Source organism: Devosia aurantiaca (assembly GCF_011058215.1).
GTDB classification, from domain to species: domain Bacteria; phylum Pseudomonadota; class Alphaproteobacteria; order Rhizobiales; family Devosiaceae; genus Devosia; species Devosia aurantiaca.
The window spans coordinates 693613-714268 of the sequence record NZ_JAALFG010000001.1 but is presented as its reverse complement, the minus strand read 5'-3'; the positions used below and the strand labels follow the sequence as shown (position 1 = coordinate 714268).

Sequence of the window (20656 nt, the reverse complement as noted above, 5' to 3'; positions counted from 1 at the left end):
TTCGCACCTCACCATGAGGGCTACTGGAGTCCTGAGTATTGTGAGTAGCCCTCATCCTGAGGCGCGAAGCGCAGCGTAGCCTCGAAGGACGAGGGCGTGGCACAAACTACCTTGTCGCCCACTCAAGCAAGCTCGCCAGCCCCACAAACGGGATCGCAGCGTGTTCGGTCAGCCCCGAGGCACAGGTCGAAACCGTCGAAACACCAAGCTCGCAGCCTTCAGGGATGTCATTGCCGACCCGGCGCGTCGCATGCGCGTTGAGCTCGGGAATGAACAGCCCCTTGTCACCGGCATAGCCACAGCAGGTCACCGAACTCAGCACCGCAATGCTGTCGGCGCAGGCACGGGCGATCGCCTCGGTGGCCGGTTGCTCCGCCAGCCTTTGCGCCGAGCAATTGTGGTGCACGGCAACGACCGGCAGCTTCTGGGTGACGGTCAGCTTAGGCAGGAGCTCGGCCAAAAACTGAGCTGAATCCGCCACCACGGCATCGCCCGGAAACTCGCGCAGATGCTTGGCGCAGGTCGAGGCGTCGGTGACGACCGGAAGGCGGCCGGCGTAGGACAGCGAAGACAATTCACGCCGCAGCGCGCCGCCAACCGTTGCGGCCTGCTCAGGAAAACCCTTGGACTGGAATGGCTGGCCGCAACATTGCCCGTTGAGCGTTTCGGGAATGACGACGTCGTAGCCCGCGCGTTCCAGCAGCTTAGTCATCGCCTCGGTCGCCGACAGCAAGCCGTGCCGGGTCGTGGGCGCGCCGAACATGCGGCTTGGGCAGGCAGGAAAATAAACAACCGGTGGCCGTTCCGTCTGGGCGATGGGCACAGGAAAGCCGGTCTTGAGCGGATCCTGCCGTGTTTCGCGCGGATGCGGCGCACCCGGCCCATGATGAAGGGCGCGGGAAACGCGCGGCACGCGCTTGTTGGTCAGGCGACGCGCCGCCTCGGTGATCGCCTCCACCGCCGGGGCCGGGATAACGGTGCGCGCCGCATCGGCAATCGCTACGCCGCCGCGCATCATGGTTTCGACGGCGCCGCGGTGATCGGCCACTACGCCCGCCACTGCCCGCGCCGTGCCGCCCCGACGACGAGCGCGTTCGCCCATGATCATGGTGCCGGTTTCGATGCCGACCGGGCAGCGCAGCGAGCACAGATTGCACGCGGCGCAGGTGTCGAGCCCGGCATATTGGAAATCGGCATCGAAGTGCTTGAGGCGCTCCGGATCTTCGCCGGTTGCGCGCAGGCGCTCGCGCTCGCGGGTCACGGCAATGCGCTGGCGCGGGGTCAGCGTCATGTGGTGGCTGGGGCAGGCCGGTTCGCAGAAGCCGCATTCGATGCAAAGGTCGACCAGTTCGTCGGCCGGCGGCATGACCTTTAGATTCTTGATATGGACCTTGGCGTCGTCATTGAGCAGCACGCCCGGATTGAGCAGGCGCTCGGGGTCGAAGATCGCCTTGATGCGGTGCATGATCGCATAGGCTTTTTCGCCCCATTCCCGCTCGACAAAGGGCGCGATGGCGCGGCCGGTGCCATGCTCGGCCTTGAGCGATCCGCCGTAACGCACCGAGACCAGCTCGGAGAGTTCCTGGTTGAGCGCATCGAATTTTTCCGCCGCGCCGTGTTCGGCAAAATTGTCGCTCATCTGGAAATGAAGGTTTCCGGCCAGGGCATGTCCGAAGATGATGGCGTCTTCGTAGCCGTGCCGGTCGAGCAGGTCGCGCATGTCGAGCACGAATTCGGCCAGCCGCTCAATCGGCGCCGCCACGTCCTCGGTCAGCATGCTCGTGCCCTTGGGCCGCGCCGCACCGCCCGAGGTGAAGAAGCCCTTGCGGATATCCCAGAGCGCATGGCTCCGCGCTTCATTGGTGGAAAAATCGATATGCGTGGCGCCGTGCCGCGCCAGGAGCGCAACGGCTTTTTCCGTCTCCACCGCCAGCGTTCGCGCATCGGGGGCGGTGACGTCGATCAGAACGGCCGGGGAATTGTTGGTGAGCCAGGGAAGGAGCGGCGCCATCGGCGGCAGATGTTCTACCGTCGCCAGCGCCCGGCGTTCTATATATTCGGCTGCGGTGACCCCGGTCGTTACCTGCACGCCGCCATTGGCCATCTCGATAATGGCTCGCCCTGCAGATTGCGGATCGGGAAACGGCACCAGGGCCGTTGCCTTGAACGGATGCTCGGGCACGGTGTTGTAGGTCACCTCCGACACAAAGCCGAGCGTGCCCTCCGAGCCCACCATCAGGTGGATCAGGATATCGAGCGGGTCGTGGTAGTCGACCAGGGCGTTGAGCGAATAGCCGACCGTGTTCTTGATCCGGTATTTCTTGCGGATCAGCGCTACGAGGTCAGCATCGGCCACGACGTCGTGATGCAGCTGGTGGATGGCCTCGAGCATGGGCGCATGCGTCACGCGGAAGGCATCGACGCTGGCCGGGTCGCCGGAATCGAGCATGGTCCCGTCGGTCAGAACGATCCGCAGCCGCGCCATGGTATGATAGGTGTTCTGCGCCACGCCACAGCACATGCCTGACGAATTGTTGTTGACCACGCCACCGATCTTGCAGGTGGCCTGCGAAGCCGGGTCCGGCCCGATCTTCTTGTTGAATGGCTTCAGCGAACGGTTGGCTTCCGCAACGATGATCGCCGGCCCTAGCGTGATCTGCTCGGCACCAGGCTGGATCGCAAGCTTGCGCCAGCCATCGCCCAAAACCGCCAGCACGCCATCGGTAACGGCCTGTCCCGAAAGCGAGGTGCCCGCGGCGCGAAACGTCACCGGCAGTCCTTCGGCCCGCGCTGCCTTGAACACGGCGCGCACGTCGTCCTCGGAATTGACGAAGACCACGACGGCTGGCAGCAGCCGATAGGAGCTGGCATCGCCGCTCCAGGCATAGGTCATCAAGGGATCGGTATAGATATTGCCCCGAACCGTGTCGCGCAGGCGCGCGGCAACGCGCTCGCCTGCGGCGAGGAGATCGGGATTTTGGACTTTGGGCTGGACAGAGGAGAGGACGGCTTGCTGCATGCGGGCAGTACTAACATGTTAGCGCGGCTTCATGAAGTCACAACCATGAGCCGCCCTACATGACGAGTGATCCGAGCAGCACTCCTGACACACCCCGTCGAAATCGCTCTGCCATATTCGTTGCGCCGGCATAGGATGCAGGACGGTTTTGGGAGCGGAAGATGCAGGACGACCTTTATGGCGCCATCACCATTCGTGGGGCGCGCGAGAACAACCTCAGGAATGTCTCGCTCGATATTCCCAAGCGCAAGATCACCGTCTTCACCGGCGTTTCGGGCTCGGGCAAGTCCTCGCTCGTCTTCGGCACTATCGCGGCAGAATCGCAGCGGCTGATCAACGAGACCTATCCCGCCTTCGTGCAGCAGTTCATGCCGCGCTATGGCCAGCCCGATGCCGATCAACTGGAAAACATTTCGGCCGCCATCATCGTCGATCAGCAGCGGCTCGGCGGCAATTCGCGCTCCACCGTCGCCACGGTGACGGACACCGCGCAGATGCTGCGGGTGCTGTTTTCGCGCCTGGCCGAACCGAGGCTCGGTGCGCCATCGCTTTATTCCTACAACGACCCGCGCGGCATGTGCCCGGACTGCGAGGGCATTGGCCAGGTCGCGTCGATGGACATGTCGGCGGTGGTCGACGAGAGCAAGTCGCTGAACGAGGGCGCAATCCTCTCCAAAGGCTTTGAGGTCGACAGCTGGTGGTGGTCGATCTACGCGCGCTCGGGCCTCTTCGACCCCAACAAGCCAATCAATCAATACTCGCCCGAGGAACGCGCCAACTTTTTCGATCTCGACGATGGCCGCAAGGTCAAGGTCGACAAGATGAACCTGACCTATGAAGGCCTCGTCCCCAAGCTCAAGCGCTCATTGGGCAGCAAGGACCCGGAAACCGTGCAGCCTCATGTTCGGGCCGAATATGAGCGCGTCTTCACCCGCGCCATCTGCCCGGCTTGCCATGGCACGCGCCTCAACCAGGCGGCGCGGACGAGCCTTATCAACGGCAAGTCGATCGCCGATCTTTCGGCCATGCAGGTTTCCGACCTTGCACTATTCATCCGCTCCATCGAGGCCAGGCAGGTCGGGCCCATGCTCCATGCCCTGGCACTGCGGCTCGAAAACCTCGTCACCATCGGGCTTGGCTATCTGAGCCTCGATCGCGAAAGCTCGACCCTTTCCGGTGGTGAGAGCCAGCGTGTCAAGATGGTCCGCCATCTCGGTTCCTCGCTCACCGACATTACCTATGTCTTCGACGAGCCTTCGGTCGGCCTCCACCCGCACGATGTCGGGCGCCTCGCCGGACTGATGCAGCAGTTGCGCGACAAGGGCAATACGGTGCTGATCGTCGAGCACAAGCCGGACATGATCGCCATTGCCGACCACGTCGTCGACATGGGCCCCTTTGCCGGCTCCAAGGGCGGGGTCGTCGTCTATCAGGGCGACTACAAGGGCCTCCTCGCAGCAGACACGCTCACCGGCAAGCATATGACGCGGCACCAGCCGATCAAGGACAAGGTGCGCCAGCCCAAGGGCGAGGCGCTCCGCATCGAGCATGCCAGGGTCAACAACCTCAAGGACATCTCGGTCTCGATCCCGCGCGGCGTGCTGACCGCGGTCACCGGTGTCGCCGGTTCCGGCAAATCGAGCCTGATCCAGACCTGCCTTCCTTCGGCCTATCCCGACACGATCATCATCGACCAGAACCTCGCCCGCGGCTCGCGCCGCTCCAACACCGCGACCTATACCGGCATCCTCGACAATGTCCGTAAGGCTTTCGCCAAGGCCAACGATGTCGAGGCGTCGCTGTTTTCAGCCAATTCCAAGGGCGCCTGCCCGGACTGCAATGGCTTAGGCGTCATCTATACCGACCTCGCGCATCTCGATCCCACGGTGACCACCTGCGAGACCTGCGAGGGCAAGCGCTTCCTGCCCGAAGTGCTCGAACATACGCTGCGCGGCAAGTCGATCAGCGATGTCTACGAAATGAGCATCGAGGAAGCGGCGCCCTTCTTTACCGAACCCGCCATCGCCAAGATCCTTGGTGGCCTCGTCGATGTCGGGCTCGGCTACCTGACGCTCGGCCAGCCGCTGTCGACGCTCTCCGGTGGCGAGCGGCAGCGCCTGAAGCTTGCCGCCGAGCTCGGCAAGAAGGGCAATATCTACGTTCTCGACGAGCCCACCACCGGCCTTCACATGAACGATGTCGATACCCTGATCGGTCTTTTCGACCGTCTGGTCGACGCCGGTTCAACCGTGATCGTCATCGAGCACAATCTCGATGTGGTGTCGCGCGCCGACTGGGTCATCGATCTCGGACCCGGTGCCGGCAATGAGGGTGGCACGGTGCAGTTCGAAGGACTGCCGGCAGATCTGGCAAAGGCTAACACAACGCTAACCGGTCAGCATCTGGCGGCGCGATAACGTCGTCTTTGTGTCACGGAAGTGAGCTAGGGCAGCCCCGAATTGTTATAAAGGCAGCCCGCTCATGAACGCCCTCGGCCTCGGCGAAACCGTCCTCAACAATGCCCGGATCGTCCTTGCCGACCAGGTTCTCCTCGGCAGCGTCGCGATCAATGGCGGGGTAATCACCGATATCGGCCCCACCAGCGCGCGCGGCCAAAATCTTGATGGCGACTACCTCATTCCAGGCCTTGTCGAGCTGCACACCGATCATCTCGAAACCCACTACGCCCCCGCCCCCGGGTGCGCTGGCATCCGATTGCCGCCGTACAGGCCCATGACGCGCAGATCGCTGCGTCCGGCATCACCACAGTCTTTGACGCCATTCGCGTCGGCATCGACGAACACGCCGATATGGGTGCCGCCGAGCTGCGCATCCTCGCCGACGCCATCACCGCCGGGGTCGAGGCCGGACGCCTGCGCGCCGATCACCTGATCCACCTGCGCTGCGAAGTCTCGGCGCCCGATTGCCTCGAAAGCTTCGAGGCGATCATGGATTACAAGCTGGTGCGGCTTGCCTCGCTCATGGACCATGCCCCCGGCCAGCGGCAGTTTGCGAGCTTTGACGCCTACAAGACCTATTACCAGGGCAAGCTCAAGATGAGCGACGCGGCCCTTGCCGAGTTCACCACCCGCCGCAATGCCGAGTCCCAGGCCTATTCCGACAAGCACCGCAAGGCCTTGGCTACGCTCAGCCACGAGCGCGGCATCGTTCTTGCCAGCCACGACGACGCCACCATTGCCCATGTCGAGGAAGCCATCGCGCTCGGCATCCGCATCGCCGAATTCCCGACAACGCTTGAAGCCGCCAAAGCTTCGCGCGACGCGGGCCTCGCCATCCTCATGGGCGGACCCAATGTCGTGCGCGGCGGCTCCCATTCGGGCAATGTTTCGGCCCGGGATCTTGCAGCGGCGGGGCTCCTCGACATCCTTTCCTCCGACTATATCCCCTTCTCAATGCTGCAATCGGCCTTCTGCCTTGTCGATGAAGTGGCCGGCATCACCTTGCCCGAAGCCATCAGCTTCGTGACCAGGCGTCCCGCCCAGGCCGCTGGCCTTGATGACCGCGGTGAAATTGCCGTGGGCAAGCGGGCCGACCTCGTGCACCTGCGCATTGAAGACGGTATTCCGATCGTGCAGACGGTGTGGCGTGAGGGACGGCGGGTGATATGAGCGGCACTTTCGTTGCCGTTGTCGGACGCAGCGGCGCCGGCAAGGACAGCCTCATCGACTATGCGCGCGAACGGCTCACTCCAGACGAGGCAACCTTCGTGCGCCGCGTCGTCACGCGCGAGGCCGACGCCCAAAGCGAAGACCATGACACAATGGACCGCGCCGCCTTCGCCAAGGCCGCCGAAGCCGGACAATTCGCGCTCGACTGGGAAGCCCATGGCCTTTGCTACGGCCTGCCGCAGTCGCTCGACGACGACCTCGCGGACGGCAAGGTCGTCATCGCCAACCTGTCGCGCGCCGTCATTCCGCAGCTGATGCAGCGCTATCCGAACGCTGTGGTCATCGAGGTCGTGGCCGACCCCGACGTCATTGCACAGCGCCTCGCCGGACGAGGCCGGGAAACCGCGCAATCGATCGGCGAGCGGATGAGCCGCAATGTTTCCGCCCGCCTGCCCACCAGCACCGTGCAGATCGACAATTCCGGCGATCTGGCGCAGGCTGGCGAGCGGTTTCTCGGCCTGTTGCAGGACCTGGTCAGACGACCAGTTCCATCCGCTCGGCAGGGAACCGGCTGAGCGCATAGGAAAGGCCGACCCTCCGGGTCGACGTCCACCGCTTCCGACACCAGAACGATGGCGCCCGGCGCCAGATGGAGCACCTTGGCCTCCTCGGCATCTGCATGGCGGGCCGAAATGCGGGTCGAGGCGCGGGCATAATCGGCGATGCCATAGCTTTCAAAAACCGCGGTGATCGACTGCATCTCCGCCATGCGGCCGGCAAAGTCGGGAAAGCGCCGGTAGTCGAGCCAGGTTGTGGACCGGGAAATCGGTACGGCGTCCGCCAGCGACAGCCCTTCGGTCCGCACCACTTTTGCGCCGATCCTCAGGTCCAGCGCATCGGCGACACGAGCATTGGCACTCTCGAGCCGATCGCCGAGGCTGGTGGATAAAAGGTTTGCGGCCTGTCCCCGAAGCCCCTCGCGAAAGCGCGTGCGCTTGCCGATCGGGTAGCTGAGCCGGCGGGCGGAGCGAACAAAAGTGCCACGCCCCTGCTCCGCATGCACCACGCCCTCCTCCGCCAAGGTGGCCAAGGCGCGGCGCACCGTGTGACGGTTGGCGGAAAACCGCTCCGCCAGAACAGCCTCCGTCGGGAGCCGGTCTCCCGTCACGAGCTTGCCGCCGACGATATCGAGCCGGATGGCATCGGCGATCTGGCGCCAAAGCGCGACGCCGCCCTGCAGGGATGTGGTTTTTGTCATTGCAAATTCACATGAGGGGCGTAGAGCCGGAACAGCGACATTAGTTGTCTAATTTAGTAGACAAGTTAGGGCAAGCGTCATGACTGATCCTCTCCGAAAACGCGCATTGGACGTGCTGGCGGTAGCGCCGGCCAAGGCGCTGGCCGAATGCTGGGAGGCCTTCGAGCCGAAGCCCGAGCACCAGCGCATCCGTGGACCCGAAACCGGCCTCGTCATGGTGCGCGGCCGCGCCGGTGGTGGCGGCGCGCCGTTCAACCTCGGCGAAGCAACAGTCAGCCGCGCCTCGGTGCGCATCGGCACCGGGGAAGTGGGGCACGGCTATCATCTGGGCCGTGACCACGCCAAGGCAGAGGTCATCGCCGTGATCGATGCTCTGCGCCAACGCGACGCGGCCCGTGTCGACGGGGAAATCATCGACCCGCTCGCCGCGCTTATCGCTGAAACCGATACCACGCGCCGCGAGGAAGCGGCGGCGACGCGCGTCGACTTCTTCACCATGGTGCGGGGAGACAATTGATGTTCAATGCCGGCTTTGCCGACCCCGTGCATGACGCGCAGCAGGCATTTCGGGCCATTCTCGATGCGCTGGCTCGCCCCGGGACGACGCATGCCCTGGCGAGCGCCCAGGAAAAGATCGGCACCATTTCGGCCGATCTTTCCAGCGTCATGTTGACCGTGACCGACCATGATACGCCGATCTGGCTGTCGCCCAACCTCTTAAACGACATCACGAGGCAGGCCATCGGCTTTCATGCCGGCGCGCCGATCACCAGCGACCCGGCTCAGGCCATGTTCGCCTTCATCGAGGGCGCGCTGCCAAGCCTCGACCAGTTCAATCTCGGCACGCAGGACTATCCCGATCGCTCGACCACGCTGGTCGTCGCCCTGCCAGCCCTCGAAGGCGGATCCGAATTGATCCTGCGTGGCCCCGGCATCGAGGATCACTGGCATATTTCGCCACAAGGTCTGCCGGACGACTTCGTCACGCAATGGTCGGCCAACCGCGATCTTTTTCCGCGCGGCGTCGACATGCTGCTGGTTAGCGGCGGCAAGGTCATGGGCCTGCCGCGCACGGTCCGGATTGGGGAGGCGCACTAATGTATGTTGCCGTAAAGGGCGGTGAAGCCGCCATTGCCAATGCCCATCGTCTCCTGGCCGACCGTCGCCGCGGCGACCGCTCGGTGCCGGCGCTGCGGCTCGACCAGATCGTCGAGCAGCTCGGCCTCGCCGTCGATCGCGCCATGGGCGAGGGCTCGCTCTATGATCGGGAGCTGGCGGCGCTCGCCATCCTCCAGGCGCGCGGCGACCTGATCGAGGCCATCTTTCTCGTCCGCGCCTACCGCACCACGCTGCCGCGCTTCGGCTATTCCGAACCCATCGATACCGGCACGATGCGGATCGAGCGCCGCGTCTCGGCAACCTTCAAGGACCTGCCCAGCGGACAAATGCTGGGGCCGACCTTCGACTACACCCACCGCCTGCTGGATCCGAGCATTGTCGGTGAAGATGCCGAGGCGCCGGTGCTGCGCGAAGCCGATGCCGTACAGGCGCTGCGCGTTACCGACCTTCTCGGCCGGCAGGGGCTGATGGAGCCCGATGGCGAGACCGACCCGCATCGCCCGGTCGGCGACCTGACGCGCGAGCCGCTCGACTTTCCGCTCGATCGTGACCTGCGGCTGCAGGCCCTTGCCCGTGGCGACGAAGGGTTCTTGCTCGCGCTGGGCTATTCCACCCAGCGCGGCTATGGCCGCACCCATCCCTTTGTCGGCGAAATCCGCATCGGCGAGGTGGATGTCGAGTTCGACATTACAGAACTCGGTTTTGCCGTCAGCCTCGGCCGCATCCGCGTCACCGAATGCCAGATGGTCAACCAGTTTAAGGGTTCGGCCAAGGTGCCGCCGCAGTTCACCCGCGGCTACGGGCTGGTGTTCGGCCAGGCCGAGCGCAAGGCCATGTCCATGTCGCTGGTCGATCGGGCCCTGCGGGCAAAGGAGTTCGGCGAAGACGTGGTCGCGCCGGCGCAGGACGAGGAATTCGTCATCTCGCACTCCGATAACGTTCAGGCCACGGGCTTCGTCGAGCACCTTAAACTTCCGCATTATGTGGATTTCCAGGCCGAGCTCGACCTCATCCGGCGCATGCGCGCCGAACACGACGGCATCCAGGAGGCAGCGGAATGAACGGCGTCGCCAGCTACAACTTCGCCTATCTCGACGAACAGACCAAGCGGATGATCCGCCGCGCCATCCTCAAGGCCGTGGCTATTCCCGGCTACCAGGTCCCCTTCTCCTCTCGCGAAATGCCCATGCCCTATGGCTGGGGCACCGGCGGCGTGCAGGTGACGGCTTCGATCATCGGGCAAAACGACGTGCTCAAGGTCATCGACCAGGGGGCCGACGACACCACCAACGCCGTCTCGATCCGGGCCTTCTTCGCCAAGGTCGCCAATGTCGCAACCACGACGCATACGGCCGACGCCACCATCATCCAGACCCGTCACCGTATCCCCGAGCGTAAGCTCGAAGCCGGCCAGATTCTCGTCTACCAGGTGCCGATCCCCGAACCGCTGCGCTTTCTCGAGCCGCGCGAAACCGAGACGCGCAAAATGCACGCGCTCGAGGAATATGGCCTGATGCATGTCAAACTCTACGAAGACATTGCCCGCCATGGCCGCATCGCCACGACCTATGCCTATCCGGTCAAGGTCGAGGGGCGCTATGTCATGGACCCCTCGCCGACACCCAAATTCGACAATCCCAAGATGCACCGCTCCCAAGCGCTGCAGCTCTTCGGCGCCGGCCGCGAACACCGCATCTATGCCGTGCCGCCCTTCACCGACGTGGTCAGTCTCGATTTCGAGGACCACCCCTTCGAAATCCAGCATTTCGAGGCGCCCTGCGCGCTTTGCGGCGCCGAAGGGGTCTATCTCGATGAGGTGATCCTCGATGACCGGGGCGGGCACATGTTCGTCTGCTCCGACACCGACCACTGCGAAGAACGGCGCCAAGCCGGGCATGTCGGCGACCAAGGAATGCGGGAGGCCGCAGAATGAGCGATCAGCCTCTTCTTCGCGTCGAAAACCTTGCCAAGAATTACGGCACGCGTATCGGCTGCGCCGATGTCAGCTTCGAACTTTGGCCAGGTGAAGTCCTCGCCATTGTCGGGGAATCGGGATCGGGCAAGACAACCCTGCTCAACACGCTCTCGGCGCAACTCGAGCCGAGTTCAGGCCAGGCGCTTTACCGCATTCGGGACGGCAATTTCCGCAACATCTACGACCTCTCGGAAGCCGAGCGCCGCTTCCTGACGCGCACCGACTGGGGCTTCGTGCATCAAAACCCGGCCGATGGGTTGCGCATGACCGTTTCGGCCGGTGCCAATGTCGGCGAGCGGTTGATGGCAGTGGGCGATCGGCACTATGGCCGCATCCGCGACACCGCGCTCGACTGGCTCGGCCGCGTCGAAATTGCGGCCGACCGCATCGACGATCAGCCGCGCTCCTTTTCAGGCGGCATGCGGCAGCGGCTGCAGATCGCGCGCAATCTCGTCACCGGCCCGCGGCTGGTCTTCATGGACGAGCCCACGGGGGCTCGACGTTTCGGTGCAGGCGCGGCTCCTCGATCTCCTGCGTCAGCTCGTCGGTGAACTGGGCCTTGCCGCCATCGTCGTCACCCACGACCTCGCCGTCGCCCGGCTCCTCAGCCACCGCATGATGGTGATGAAAGGCGGTCGCGTGATCGAAGCGGGCCTGACCGACCGCGTGCTCGACGATCCGCGCGAACCCTATACCCAGCTTCTGGTCTCCTCGATTTTGCAGGTGTGACGATGACAGCCCTTCAGGTGCGCGATTTGCGCAAGAGTTTCACCATGCACCTGCGCGGCGGCGTGGTGCTGCCGGTGGTGGAAAACGTCAGCTTTGCCATCGAGGCGGGCGAATGCGTCGTGCTCGGCGGGCCTTCCGGGGCGGGTAAGAGTTCGATCCTCAAGATGGTCTACGGCAATTACGGCGTCGACAGCGGTTCGGTCCTGATCGACGGCATCAACCTCGTCAGTGCCGATCCACGCACCGTCCTGACCCTGCGCCGCGACGCCATAGGCTATGTGTCGCAATTTTTGCGCGCGGTGCCGCGCGTGTCGGCGCTCGATGTGGTGGCCGAGCCGCTGGTGATCCGCGGCGTCGACAAGGCCGAAGCGCAGGCCAAGGCTGGCGAATTGCTCGCGCGACTAAACCTGCCGGAGCGCCTCTGGGCCCTGCCGCCGGCAACCTTCTCGGGTGGCGAACAGCAACGCGTGAACATCGCCCGCGGCTTTATCACCCACCATCCGATTCTGATGCTCGATGAACCCACCGCCTCGCTCGACGCGGCCAACCGCCAGGTTGTGGTCGGAATGATCGCCGAAAAGAAAGCGGCAGGCGTTGCCATGCTGGGCATCTTCCACGACGAGGATGTCCGCACCCAGGTCGCCGACCGCATCATCGACGTCACCGGCTTTGCCCCCAAGGTGGCGGCATGAGCACGCGTCTTTCCAAACAGCCGCTGGTTCACCCGACCGCAACGGTGATCGACTCCACGCTCGGCCGCTATACCGAGATCGGCGAGGGCTCGACCGTGTCCAAGTCCAGCATCGGCGACTATTCCTATTGCGTCGAGAACACGCAGATCGCCTATGCCCGGATCGGCAAGTTCGCCAATATCGCGAGCCACGTCCGCATCTATGCCTCGATGCACCCGATGGAACGCGCTTCGCTCCATCACTTCACCTACCGCTCCGCCTGGTATTTTGAAGACGCCGAGGACGACCAGGAGTTTTTCGATTGGCGTGCCGGCAACGGCATCACCATCGGACACGACACCTGGATCGGTCATGGCGCCGTGGTCATGCCTGGCGTCCGCATCGGCAATGGCGCGATCATCGGCTCCAATGCCGTCGTGACCAAGGATGTCGCCGACTTCGCCATCGCCGTGGGCGTCCCGGCCCGAACCATCAAGCAGCGCTTTTCCGATGACATCACGAGCCGGCTCGACCGGCTGGCGTGGTGGGACTGGACCCACGACAAGCTGCGCCTGGCGCTGCCGGATTTCCGGTCGTTGGGGATCGAGGCATTTCTGGAAAAGTACGAGTAGCGGGTAGGCACCCCCTTCTGTGACAACCGACCGCACACGCGCTGTGCAATGTCATGGAACCGTCACTGCTTCGTAATCGGACCGTTGCGTGATCCCCATAGGTCACTCCCACCAATAAGGCGGGGCGACCCTGATGCTCAAGATTTCGCACGTGACACGACGGTTCGGTGACAAGATCGCCGTCAACGATGTGACGCTCGACATCCCGCAGGGCCAGATGGTCGGCATCATCGGCCGCTCCGGCGCCGGCAAGTCGACGCTTCTGCGCATGATCAACCGGCTCAACGACGTGTCTTCGGGCTATATCGAGTTCGACGGCTCCAAGGTCAGCGCCCTCAAGGGCCAGGCCCTGCGAAACTGGCAGCGCGACTGCGCGATGATCTTTCAGCAGTTCAACCTCGTGCCGCGCCTCGACGTCATTACCAATGTCATGCTGGGCCGCCTCAATGGCCGCAATCCGCTGCTGAACCTCCTCCAGGTCTTTTCCGCCGACGAGCAGCTCGAAGCGCTCAAGGCACTCGAGCGTCTCGATATCGCGCCGACCGCGATGCAATGGGCGCAGACCCTTTCCGGCGGTCAGCAGCAGCGCGTCGCCATCGCCCGCGCCTTGATGCAGCAGCCCAAGATGATCCTTGCCGACGAGCCCATCGCCTCGCTCGATCCGCGCAATGCGCAGATCGTCATGGACAGCCTCCGCGACATCAATGCCGAGGGCATCACCGTCATCACCAACCTCCATACGCTTGATACGGCGCGCGCTTACTGCGAGCGCATCATCGGCATGGCGCAGGGCAAGGTGGTTTTCGACGGCACGCCCGGCGAGCTCACCACCTATGTGGCGCGCTCCATCTATGGCGCCGACGGTTTGAAGGAGGCCTTTTCGGAGGCCATGACCTCGACCGCCATCGCGCCCGTCCAATTCCTGCCGCGCACCCCCACCAACGCCCAGCAGGCTCCTGATCCGGCACAGAACCGGACCCTTCGCGTCACCAAAGGAGATCCTCCGTGATCCGCACTCTGCTTCTGGCCTCCGTGGCCCTGTCGATGTCTTCCGCTGCCTTCGCGCAGGACGTATCCGTGCTCCGCATCGGCCTTGATGGCGGCGAAAACGAAGCCGACCAGCTGCGCCGTTCCGAATGCGTCGCCGAGCCGCTCAAGGCCGCGACCGGCGTTTCGGAAGTCCAGTTCTTCCCCTCGCCCGACTATAACGGCGTGATCCAGGGCCTTCTCGGCGGCACCATCGACATCGCCATCATGGGCGCATCGTCCTATGCCGCGATCTACCTCCAGGACGAAAACGCCGTCGACCCCGTGCTGACCACCCAGCAGGAAGACGGCTCGACCGGCTACCACACGATCATGGTCGCCCGTGCCGACTCGGGCATCACCGATCTCCCTTCCACCGAAGGCAAGACGCTCGGCTTTGCCGATCCGGACTCCACCTCGGGCTATTTGATCCCCTCGGTTGCGCTTCCCACCGAATTGGGCAAGCCGATCGACGAGTTCTACGCCGAAACCGGCTTCGGCGGCGGCCATGAAAACCTCGTCCTCGGCGTTCTCGACGGCCAGTTCGACGTGGGCACGACCTTTGGTTCGGGCCAGGGCGAATTTTCGGAAGGCTACACTTCCGGCAATCTTCGCATCATGGTCGACAAGGGCCTCCTCGACATGGATGACCTCGTCGAAGTCTGGCAGAGCCCGATAATCCCGAACGGCCCGCTGATGGTTTCCAACAAGCTGCCCGCCGACATGAAGGAAAAGGTCACCGCCTTCTTCAAGGGCCTGCCGGAAGCCGATTTCGAGTGCTTCGACGCCTTCACCGCCGGCGGCTACACCAACTTCGTCGATGCCGACCAGACCATGTACCAGACCATCATCGATGCCCGCCGCTCGGTGATCGGCAGCTAAGCAGGCAGCGCGGTTCCATCGCCTCCCTCCCCCTTGAGGGGAGGGAATGAGGGTGGGGGTGGTGCGGTTCGTCACTGATGGACCCCCGCCCCCAACCCCTCCCCTCAAGGGGAGGGGAGCCACAGTTTCGTGGCCTATAGGGAATTAGGCAAATCATGACCGACATCGCCCTGCCCCCTCGCTCTCGCCAGCCGGCGAAACGCTGCTGCGCCATTATCGCAGCCAGGTGATGACGCGGCGGGTCTATACGATCATCGGGGTCGTGGGCGTGCTGGTCGCTCTGGCGCTGGCCATGAACTATGCCAATGCCGCCAATTCGGGCAAGTTCATCGAACGCCTCCCCTATATGTTCGACTTCATCAAGAACTTCGTGCCGCGCGATCCGCTCGAGATCTTTCGCGCCATGTTTGCCCTGGAGTCTCCCTATTTCGACGGCTCGGCGAAGTATGACTATACGTCCAGCCGCGTGTATCTCACCGACAGCCTCTACATCCCCAACTTCATTTATCAGCTGATCGTCACGGTCAATATCGCCGTCGTCTCGACGCTGATCGGCGGCACCATCGCCTTTTTCCTCTGCTTTTTCGCCGCCACCAACCTCGTCGGCGCAGGCGCCGTGCGCTGGTTCGTGCGCCGCATCATGGAAGTTTTGCGCGCTTTTCCAGAGATCGTCATCGCCGGGCTGCTAACGGCGGTGCTCTCGATCGGACCGATCGCAGCCATCGTCGCCGTCTCGCTGCACACTATCGGCGCCTTGGGAAAACTCTTCTTCGAAGTGGTCGAAAATTCCGACATGAAGCCGGACGAAGGCCTCAAGTCTGTCGGCGCCAGCTGGGCCGAGCGGGTGCGCTATGCCATCGTGCCGCAGGTGCTGCCCAATTTCGTGTCCTATGGCCTCCTGCGGCTCGAAGTGAACGTGCGCGCCTCCACCATTATCGGCGCCGTGGGCGGCGGCGGCATCGGCGAAGTGTTCCGTCTCTCCATCGGCCGCGACTATGCCGCCCAGACCTACGCCATCATCATTCTCCTGCTCGTCACCATCATCGCCATCGACCAGATGTCGGGCGCGCTGCGGCGCAAGCTCGTGGGCGATGTGAGCTTTAATCTCGGAAAGGCCAGCGTTTGATGAGCACGATCAGCCAAGCCGAACGCAGCCGCCTCCTCCGGAAATACCCCGAGGTCTTCCAAACCAGCTTCGTCAAGCGCCACGGCCTTGCGCTCGGCGTCGGAACGGCAGTGCTCTACCTCGTATTTTGCTGGTTCTTCTTCAATGTCGGCCCGGCGCTCCAAAACGGCAAATGGGATCGCGCTGCGATCTACGTCCAGGACTGGTATAGCTGGCGCGCCACCCCTCGCTTGCGCTTTGGCGAGGACGGCACCATCACCCCGCAATGGTCGAGCCGCGGGCAATATCCGACCGATCACGCCATCGACTGGCTGGTGCCTAACGACAATGGCCTGACGGCCAGCTTCGGCAGCGACGCCGACCGGCTGGATATCACCACGAGTCAGGTCGACGTCTATTTAGGCGGTGAGGTTTACCCCGTTACCATCACGGCCGATGCGGCGCTGGCGCCGGAAAATACGCCGCCCCAGATCGTCCAGGATGGCAGCAAGGTACTGGTCGACTATGGCTTTGCAGGCCAGGCCGAGATCCGCGACAACCAAGTCTATGTGCAGCGCCGCTTTTTTGGCTGGGCCAATTTTCTTTACGACCCGACCTCGCCGCTGTGGGGCAACGACCTCTTCGACACGATCGGCCTGATCGCCACTGGCCAAGGCCCGCTCGTGCTCAAGGAATGGCTGGGCAACAAGGCCTGGCAGCATGGCGACATCCTCACCAAGCTGATGCAGACGCTGGTCATGGCTTTCGTCGGCACGCTGCTGGCGACGCTCTTTGCCTTCCCGCTCGCGTTTTTGCCGCGCGCACCATCACCCCCAACCGCGCCGCCAACTGGCTGATGAAGCGCTTCTTCGACGTCATCCGCTCGGTCGACATGCTGATCTGGGCGCTGTTCTTCACCCGCGGCTTCGGCCCCGGCCCGATCCCTGGCATTGCCGCAATCTTCTTTACCGATACCGGCGCGCTCGGAAAGGTCTATGCCGAGGCGCTCGAAAATGTCGACGACAAGCAGCGCGAGGGCATGAAATCGGTGGGCGCAAGCCCCATGGCCGTCAACCGCTTCGGCGTCGTGCCGCAGGTGCTGCCGGTCTTTGTCTCGCAATCGCTCTACTTCTGGGAATCCAACACCCGCTCGGCCACGGTGATCGGCGCGGTGGGGGCCGGCGGCATCGGCCTCAAGTTGCTCGAAGCCATGGGCACAAATTCCGATTGGGATAAGGTCGCCTATATGGTGCTACTGATCCTCCTCGTCGTTTTTCTCTTCGACAATATCAGCACCGCCATTCGCCAACGCCTGATCGGCCAGTAGAACGATCAATTTCGCATCGACTACCCCTTTAGGCCGCTTGCCAAGTAAAACCGGGCGCGTTTAAGTCAAGGCGGAGCTTTATGCTCCCCGGGGAAGAAGCGATGACGTTTGTGCGCACGATGCTTGCAGCGACATTTGTTGTTGGAGCCATGTCGGTGCCTGCCTTGGCACAGGAGCAGTCGGCGGCCGAGCTCTGCTCTGAGCGCGTCGGGGAAGGCGTCGAGTTCGACGATATCGAACCGATCGGCGCCATCGAAGCCTGTCTCGATGCGGCCAAGGCGGAACCGGACAATATCGACTTCCGATATGGCCTCGCGCGCGCCTATGACGCTGCGGAAGACTACGAAAAAGCCCATATCCACTATACCGCCGCCATGGATGGTGGCAGCCTCAAGGCACGGGCAGCGCTGGGGCAGCTCTATGAATTTGGCCTTGGCGTCGACATCGACTACGAGCGTGCGGCAGAACTCTATCAGCCGGCGCTTGAGGGCGGCGTGCGCATTGCCATCGAAGGCATGGGCAAGCTCTACGAGACTGGCAACGGCGTGAAGCAGGATTATGCCCGCGCGGCTGAGCTTTACCGACAGGCTTCCGAGGATGGCTCGGATTGGGCGACGGCTTCGCTGGGGTGGCTCACCGAAAATGGCTGGGGCGTTGCGCAGGATGACGTCGAAGCCGTGCGCCTCTACCAGATCGCGGCCGATGCGGGCATCGACTTCGCGCAGAATAATCTGGCGACTTATTACGAAAATGGTCGGGGCGGGCTCGCAAAAGACCCCGAGGAAGCCGTCCGCCTTTACGCCCTGGCGTCGGACCAGGGCATGGCGCTGGCCTCCAACAACCTGGCGCAGCACTATATCCAGGGCACCGGGGTCGAACGGGACCTCGCGAAAGCCGAGGACTATTTCCGCAAGGCCATCAGCGAGGGCCAACCCGCCGATGTCGCCAGCGCGCAAAACAACCTGGCCTGGATGTTTGCGACCGAGGGCGATGACCTCAAGGATGCCGAGGCGCTGTCCCGCGCCGCCGTCGCCGCCGAGCCGGACAAGGCGACCTATCACGATACGCTGGCCTGGGTGTTGCACAAGGATGGGCGCAGCAAGGAAGCGCTTCCCGTGATCAAGAAGGCGATCGAGCTCGATCCAGCGGACGAAACCTTCACCGAGCATCTTGAGGCCATCGAGGCCGCGATCGCAGGCTGAGGCGGCTGACGTGAAACGGCTGGTCTTCTGTTTTGATGGCAGTTGGAACCGGCTGGATGCGCCGCATCCGACCAATGTGCTGCTGACCGCCGAAAGTGTGCTGCCGATGGCCGCAGACGGGGTGACGCAGATCACCTTTTACGACGAAGGCGTGGGCAGCGAACCGGGCGAAGGCCTTGCCGGCGGCGTATTCGGCGCCGGCCTCGTCAAGAATTTGAGCGATGGCTACCGCTTCCTGATCTTCAACTACGCGCCCGGCGACGAAATCTACGTCTTCGGCTTTTCCCGAGGCGCCTATACGGCGCGCTCGTTCGTCGGTCTTCTGGGCACCTGCGGCATTCTCGATCGCCGTCACGCGCGGCGCGCCGACGAGGCGGTGAACCGCTACAAACGGCGCAGCAAGGACGAGGCCTATCTCCAGTCAATGCTCGAGTTTCGCAGCGAATGCGTACCCCAGCTATGCGTCTCGGCTGAAGAGGACGAATGGCGCGCCCAGGCCACAAAAGATTATTCACCCGGCACGCTACCGCTCCTGACGGTCAAGTATCTTGCCGTCTGGGACACGGTGGGGTCGCTCGGCATTCCGCGCTACGTGATCATGGCGGACACCATCAATCGCCAGCATCAATTTCATGATGTGAGCCTGTCGCCCATGGTGCAGCATGCGCGCCACGCGGTCGCGATCGACGAGCACCGGATCGATTTCGAGCCGACGCTCTGGCAGAACCTCGATGCCCTCAACGAGGCGCGCGACGCCGATCCGGCAGCGGTTGACGCGCCCTATCAACAGGTGTGGTTTTGCGGCACGCATGGATCGGTCGGCGGCGGTGGCGCCAAGCGCGGCCTTTCGGACGCGGCGTTGGACTGGATCTGGGACGGCGCTCGGCATGCCGGCCTCGATCTCGACACCGGCCCGGGCTCGCCCCTTCAGAGCATGGCCATGTCGCACCGCGAAAGCCTCAGCAATCAAGCCGACAATGCCGGCTTTTCGGCGCTGCGCTTCGTCATGAACCGCTTGCCCAAAGCGGATCGCAATCCGGGCCCGGCCAGGCTGCACGAGATCAGCCCAAGCGTCTGGCGGCGTTGGCGCGAAAAGCCCGAGAACCTCCCCGAAGGCGCGCCCTACCGGCCCCCGACACTGGAACCGCTCGCAGCAGAACTCGACGCACTCCCTGAGCCGGCAGACGAAGCGCTGACCGGCGCCTCGATCCATATCGTGCGTGAGGGCGAAACCCTCCGCAGCATTGCCTTGGCGACCTATGGCTCAGCCGAGTCCGAGACACTGATTTTTCGCGCCAATGCCAACAAGCTGGCGCGGATGGATGCAATTTACGCGGGGCAGGCCTTGTGGCTGCCGGAGAGAGTGGCATGAGCGACGACAAGCAGGCGGAAACGGGCGCTCCAGCACCGGCAGAAGCGGCGCCGCCAAAGGAGAAGGTGGCGGGCACAAGGCGTTTACAGCGACCGGCCTGGCTCACGCTGCCCACTGTCGAATCCACCTCGAACTCGATGCGCGCCGTGGTGGTCAACCTCGTGCTGCTTGCCATCATCCTCATGGCCGCGCCACTGATCGCGAGCCAGGCGGCGCGCGACCAGATCCTCCTTGAGCCCATCAGCGTCCCCGGCGGCCTCCAGGTCACCGGCCTTACGCCGGAAGTCGCCTCCGCGCGCCTTAATGACGGCTTGCTGCAGATCATCGCCGAGGCAGATAGCGACAAATCCAGCATCAATGCCATTCCCGAAGGCGAGCAGACCACCTTCGACATCCCCGAGTCCGGCATATCGGTCGACGCGCTGGTGAGCTATGCGCGCCAGTTCTTCAACCTCCATGAAACCGTGATCGGCGGCGAATTCCGCTGCGGCGACGCCGAATGCTCGCCCGCAAAAGTCTCCCTGCGCCTGCGCATCAAGGGCAAGGAGCGCAATGTCATCGACCTGCCGCCGATGCGACGATCCACCGAAGCCGAATATTTCCGCACCGCCGGGCTGGAAGTCATGCGCCACCTCGATCCGTTCACCGCACTCGCGGCCGAGGTCGACACCCATCCCTCAATGCCGCAACCATCGCACGGCAACTGATCG

15 protein-coding genes and 4 pseudogenes are annotated in these 20656 nt (G+C 63.6%); 17 read left to right on the top strand and 2 right to left on the bottom strand.

Going from position 1 to position 20656, the window contains the following annotated elements; genetic code table 11:
* Window positions 1-106 precede the first annotated feature (106 nt).
* Window positions 107-3019 (bottom strand): FAD-binding and (Fe-S)-binding domain-containing protein, encoded by a 2913-nt coding sequence (locus tag G5575_RS03740; RefSeq protein WP_164533146.1) that lies wholly within the window; start codon window positions 3017-3019, stop codon window positions 107-109.
* Window positions 3020-3180: 161 nt separating this feature from the next.
* On the opposite strand from G5575_RS03740, the gene G5575_RS03735 reads away from it, so the two are divergent.
* From G5575_RS03735 to phnN, 3 genes and pseudogenes are all read left to right on the top strand, one after another.
* Window positions 3181-5436 carry an ATP-binding cassette domain-containing protein gene (locus G5575_RS03735; protein ID WP_164533145.1) on the top strand — a complete coding sequence of 752 codons (2256 nt, stop codon included), beginning with the start codon at window positions 3181-3183 and terminating at the stop codon, window positions 5434-5436.
* Window positions 5437-5500: 64 nt separating this feature from the next.
* Window positions 5501-6648, top strand: a pseudogene (locus G5575_RS03730) (alpha-D-ribose 1-methylphosphonate 5-triphosphate diphosphatase).
* The gene (gene phnN, locus G5575_RS03725) at window positions 6645-7223 is read left to right on the top strand and encodes a phosphonate metabolism protein/1,5-bisphosphokinase (PRPP-forming) PhnN (RefSeq protein WP_164533144.1); all 579 of its coding nucleotides are present in this window, start codon (window positions 6645-6647) and stop codon (window positions 7221-7223) included. The pseudogene G5575_RS03730 and the gene phnN overlap by 4 nt, the downstream one beginning before the upstream one ends.
* A gap of 56 nt (window positions 7224-7279) precedes the next feature.
* Here phnN and phnF read toward each other — a convergent pair.
* Window positions 7280-7906, bottom strand: a pseudogene (phnF, locus tag G5575_RS03720) (phosphonate metabolism transcriptional regulator PhnF); the annotation flags it as partial.
* A 79-nt stretch (window positions 7907-7985) separates the two neighbouring features.
* Here phnF and phnG point away from each other — a divergent pair.
* From phnG to G5575_RS03650, 14 genes and pseudogenes are all read left to right on the top strand, one after another.
* Window positions 7986-8423, top strand: a complete 438-nt coding sequence (gene phnG / locus G5575_RS03715; RefSeq protein WP_164533143.1) for a phosphonate C-P lyase system protein PhnG — start codon at window positions 7986-7988, stop codon at window positions 8421-8423.
* Complete coding sequence (phnH, locus tag G5575_RS03710; RefSeq protein ID WP_164533142.1) at window positions 8423-9004, top strand: phosphonate C-P lyase system protein PhnH; 582 nt, start codon at window positions 8423-8425, stop codon at window positions 9002-9004. The genes phnG and phnH overlap by 1 nt, the downstream gene beginning before the upstream one ends.
* Window positions 9004-10086, top strand: coding sequence for a carbon-phosphorus lyase complex subunit PhnI (locus tag G5575_RS03705; protein WP_164533141.1), 1083 nt, complete (start codon window positions 9004-9006; stop codon window positions 10084-10086). Before phnH ends, G5575_RS03705 begins: the two co-directional genes overlap by 1 nt.
* The gene (locus tag G5575_RS03700) at window positions 10083-10958 is read left to right on the top strand and encodes an alpha-D-ribose 1-methylphosphonate 5-phosphate C-P-lyase PhnJ (protein ID WP_164533140.1); all 876 of its coding nucleotides are present in this window, start codon (window positions 10083-10085) and stop codon (window positions 10956-10958) included. Before G5575_RS03705 ends, G5575_RS03700 begins: the two co-directional genes overlap by 4 nt.
* Window positions 10955-11729: pseudogene (gene phnK / locus G5575_RS03695) on the top strand (phosphonate C-P lyase system protein PhnK). The gene G5575_RS03700 and the pseudogene phnK overlap by 4 nt, the downstream one beginning before the upstream one ends.
* Before the next feature lie 2 nt (window positions 11730-11731).
* Complete coding sequence (phnL, locus tag G5575_RS03690) at window positions 11732-12421, top strand: phosphonate C-P lyase system protein PhnL (RefSeq protein ID WP_164533139.1); 690 nt, start codon at window positions 11732-11734, stop codon at window positions 12419-12421.
* The gene (locus G5575_RS03685; RefSeq protein ID WP_164533138.1) at window positions 12418-13032 is read left to right on the top strand and encodes a DapH/DapD/GlmU-related protein; all 615 of its coding nucleotides are present in this window, start codon (window positions 12418-12420) and stop codon (window positions 13030-13032) included. Before phnL ends, G5575_RS03685 begins: the two co-directional genes overlap by 4 nt.
* 133 nt (window positions 13033-13165) lie before the next feature.
* A complete protein-coding gene (phnC, locus tag G5575_RS03680; RefSeq protein WP_164533137.1) occupies window positions 13166-14041 on the top strand; it encodes a phosphonate ABC transporter ATP-binding protein in 876 nt (291 codons plus the stop codon).
* Window positions 14038-14940: a phosphonate ABC transporter substrate-binding protein gene (phnD, locus tag G5575_RS03675; protein ID WP_164533136.1), complete on the top strand. Its 903-nt coding sequence runs from the start codon at window positions 14038-14040 to the stop codon at window positions 14938-14940. The genes phnC and phnD overlap by 4 nt, the downstream gene beginning before the upstream one ends.
* A gap of 229 nt (window positions 14941-15169) precedes the next feature.
* Window positions 15170-16066, top strand: a complete 897-nt coding sequence (gene phnE / locus G5575_RS03670; protein WP_164533135.1) for a phosphonate ABC transporter, permease protein PhnE — start codon at window positions 15170-15172, stop codon at window positions 16064-16066.
* Window positions 16066-17372: pseudogene (gene phnE, locus G5575_RS03665) on the top strand (phosphonate ABC transporter, permease protein PhnE). The gene phnE (G5575_RS03670) and the pseudogene phnE (G5575_RS03665) overlap by 1 nt, the downstream one beginning before the upstream one ends.
* 101 nt (window positions 17373-17473) lie before the next feature.
* Window positions 17474-18574: a tetratricopeptide repeat protein gene (locus G5575_RS03660; RefSeq protein ID WP_164533134.1), complete on the top strand. Its 1101-nt coding sequence runs from the start codon at window positions 17474-17476 to the stop codon at window positions 18572-18574.
* Window positions 18575-18584: 10 nt separating this feature from the next.
* Window positions 18585-19946, top strand: coding sequence for a phospholipase effector Tle1 domain-containing protein (locus tag G5575_RS03655; RefSeq protein ID WP_164533133.1), 1362 nt, complete (start codon window positions 18585-18587; stop codon window positions 19944-19946).
* Window positions 19943-20653, top strand: coding sequence for a hypothetical protein (locus tag G5575_RS03650; RefSeq protein ID WP_164533132.1), 711 nt, complete (start codon window positions 19943-19945; stop codon window positions 20651-20653). The genes G5575_RS03655 and G5575_RS03650 overlap by 4 nt, the downstream gene beginning before the upstream one ends.
* Window positions 20654-20656: the final 3 nt, after the last annotated feature.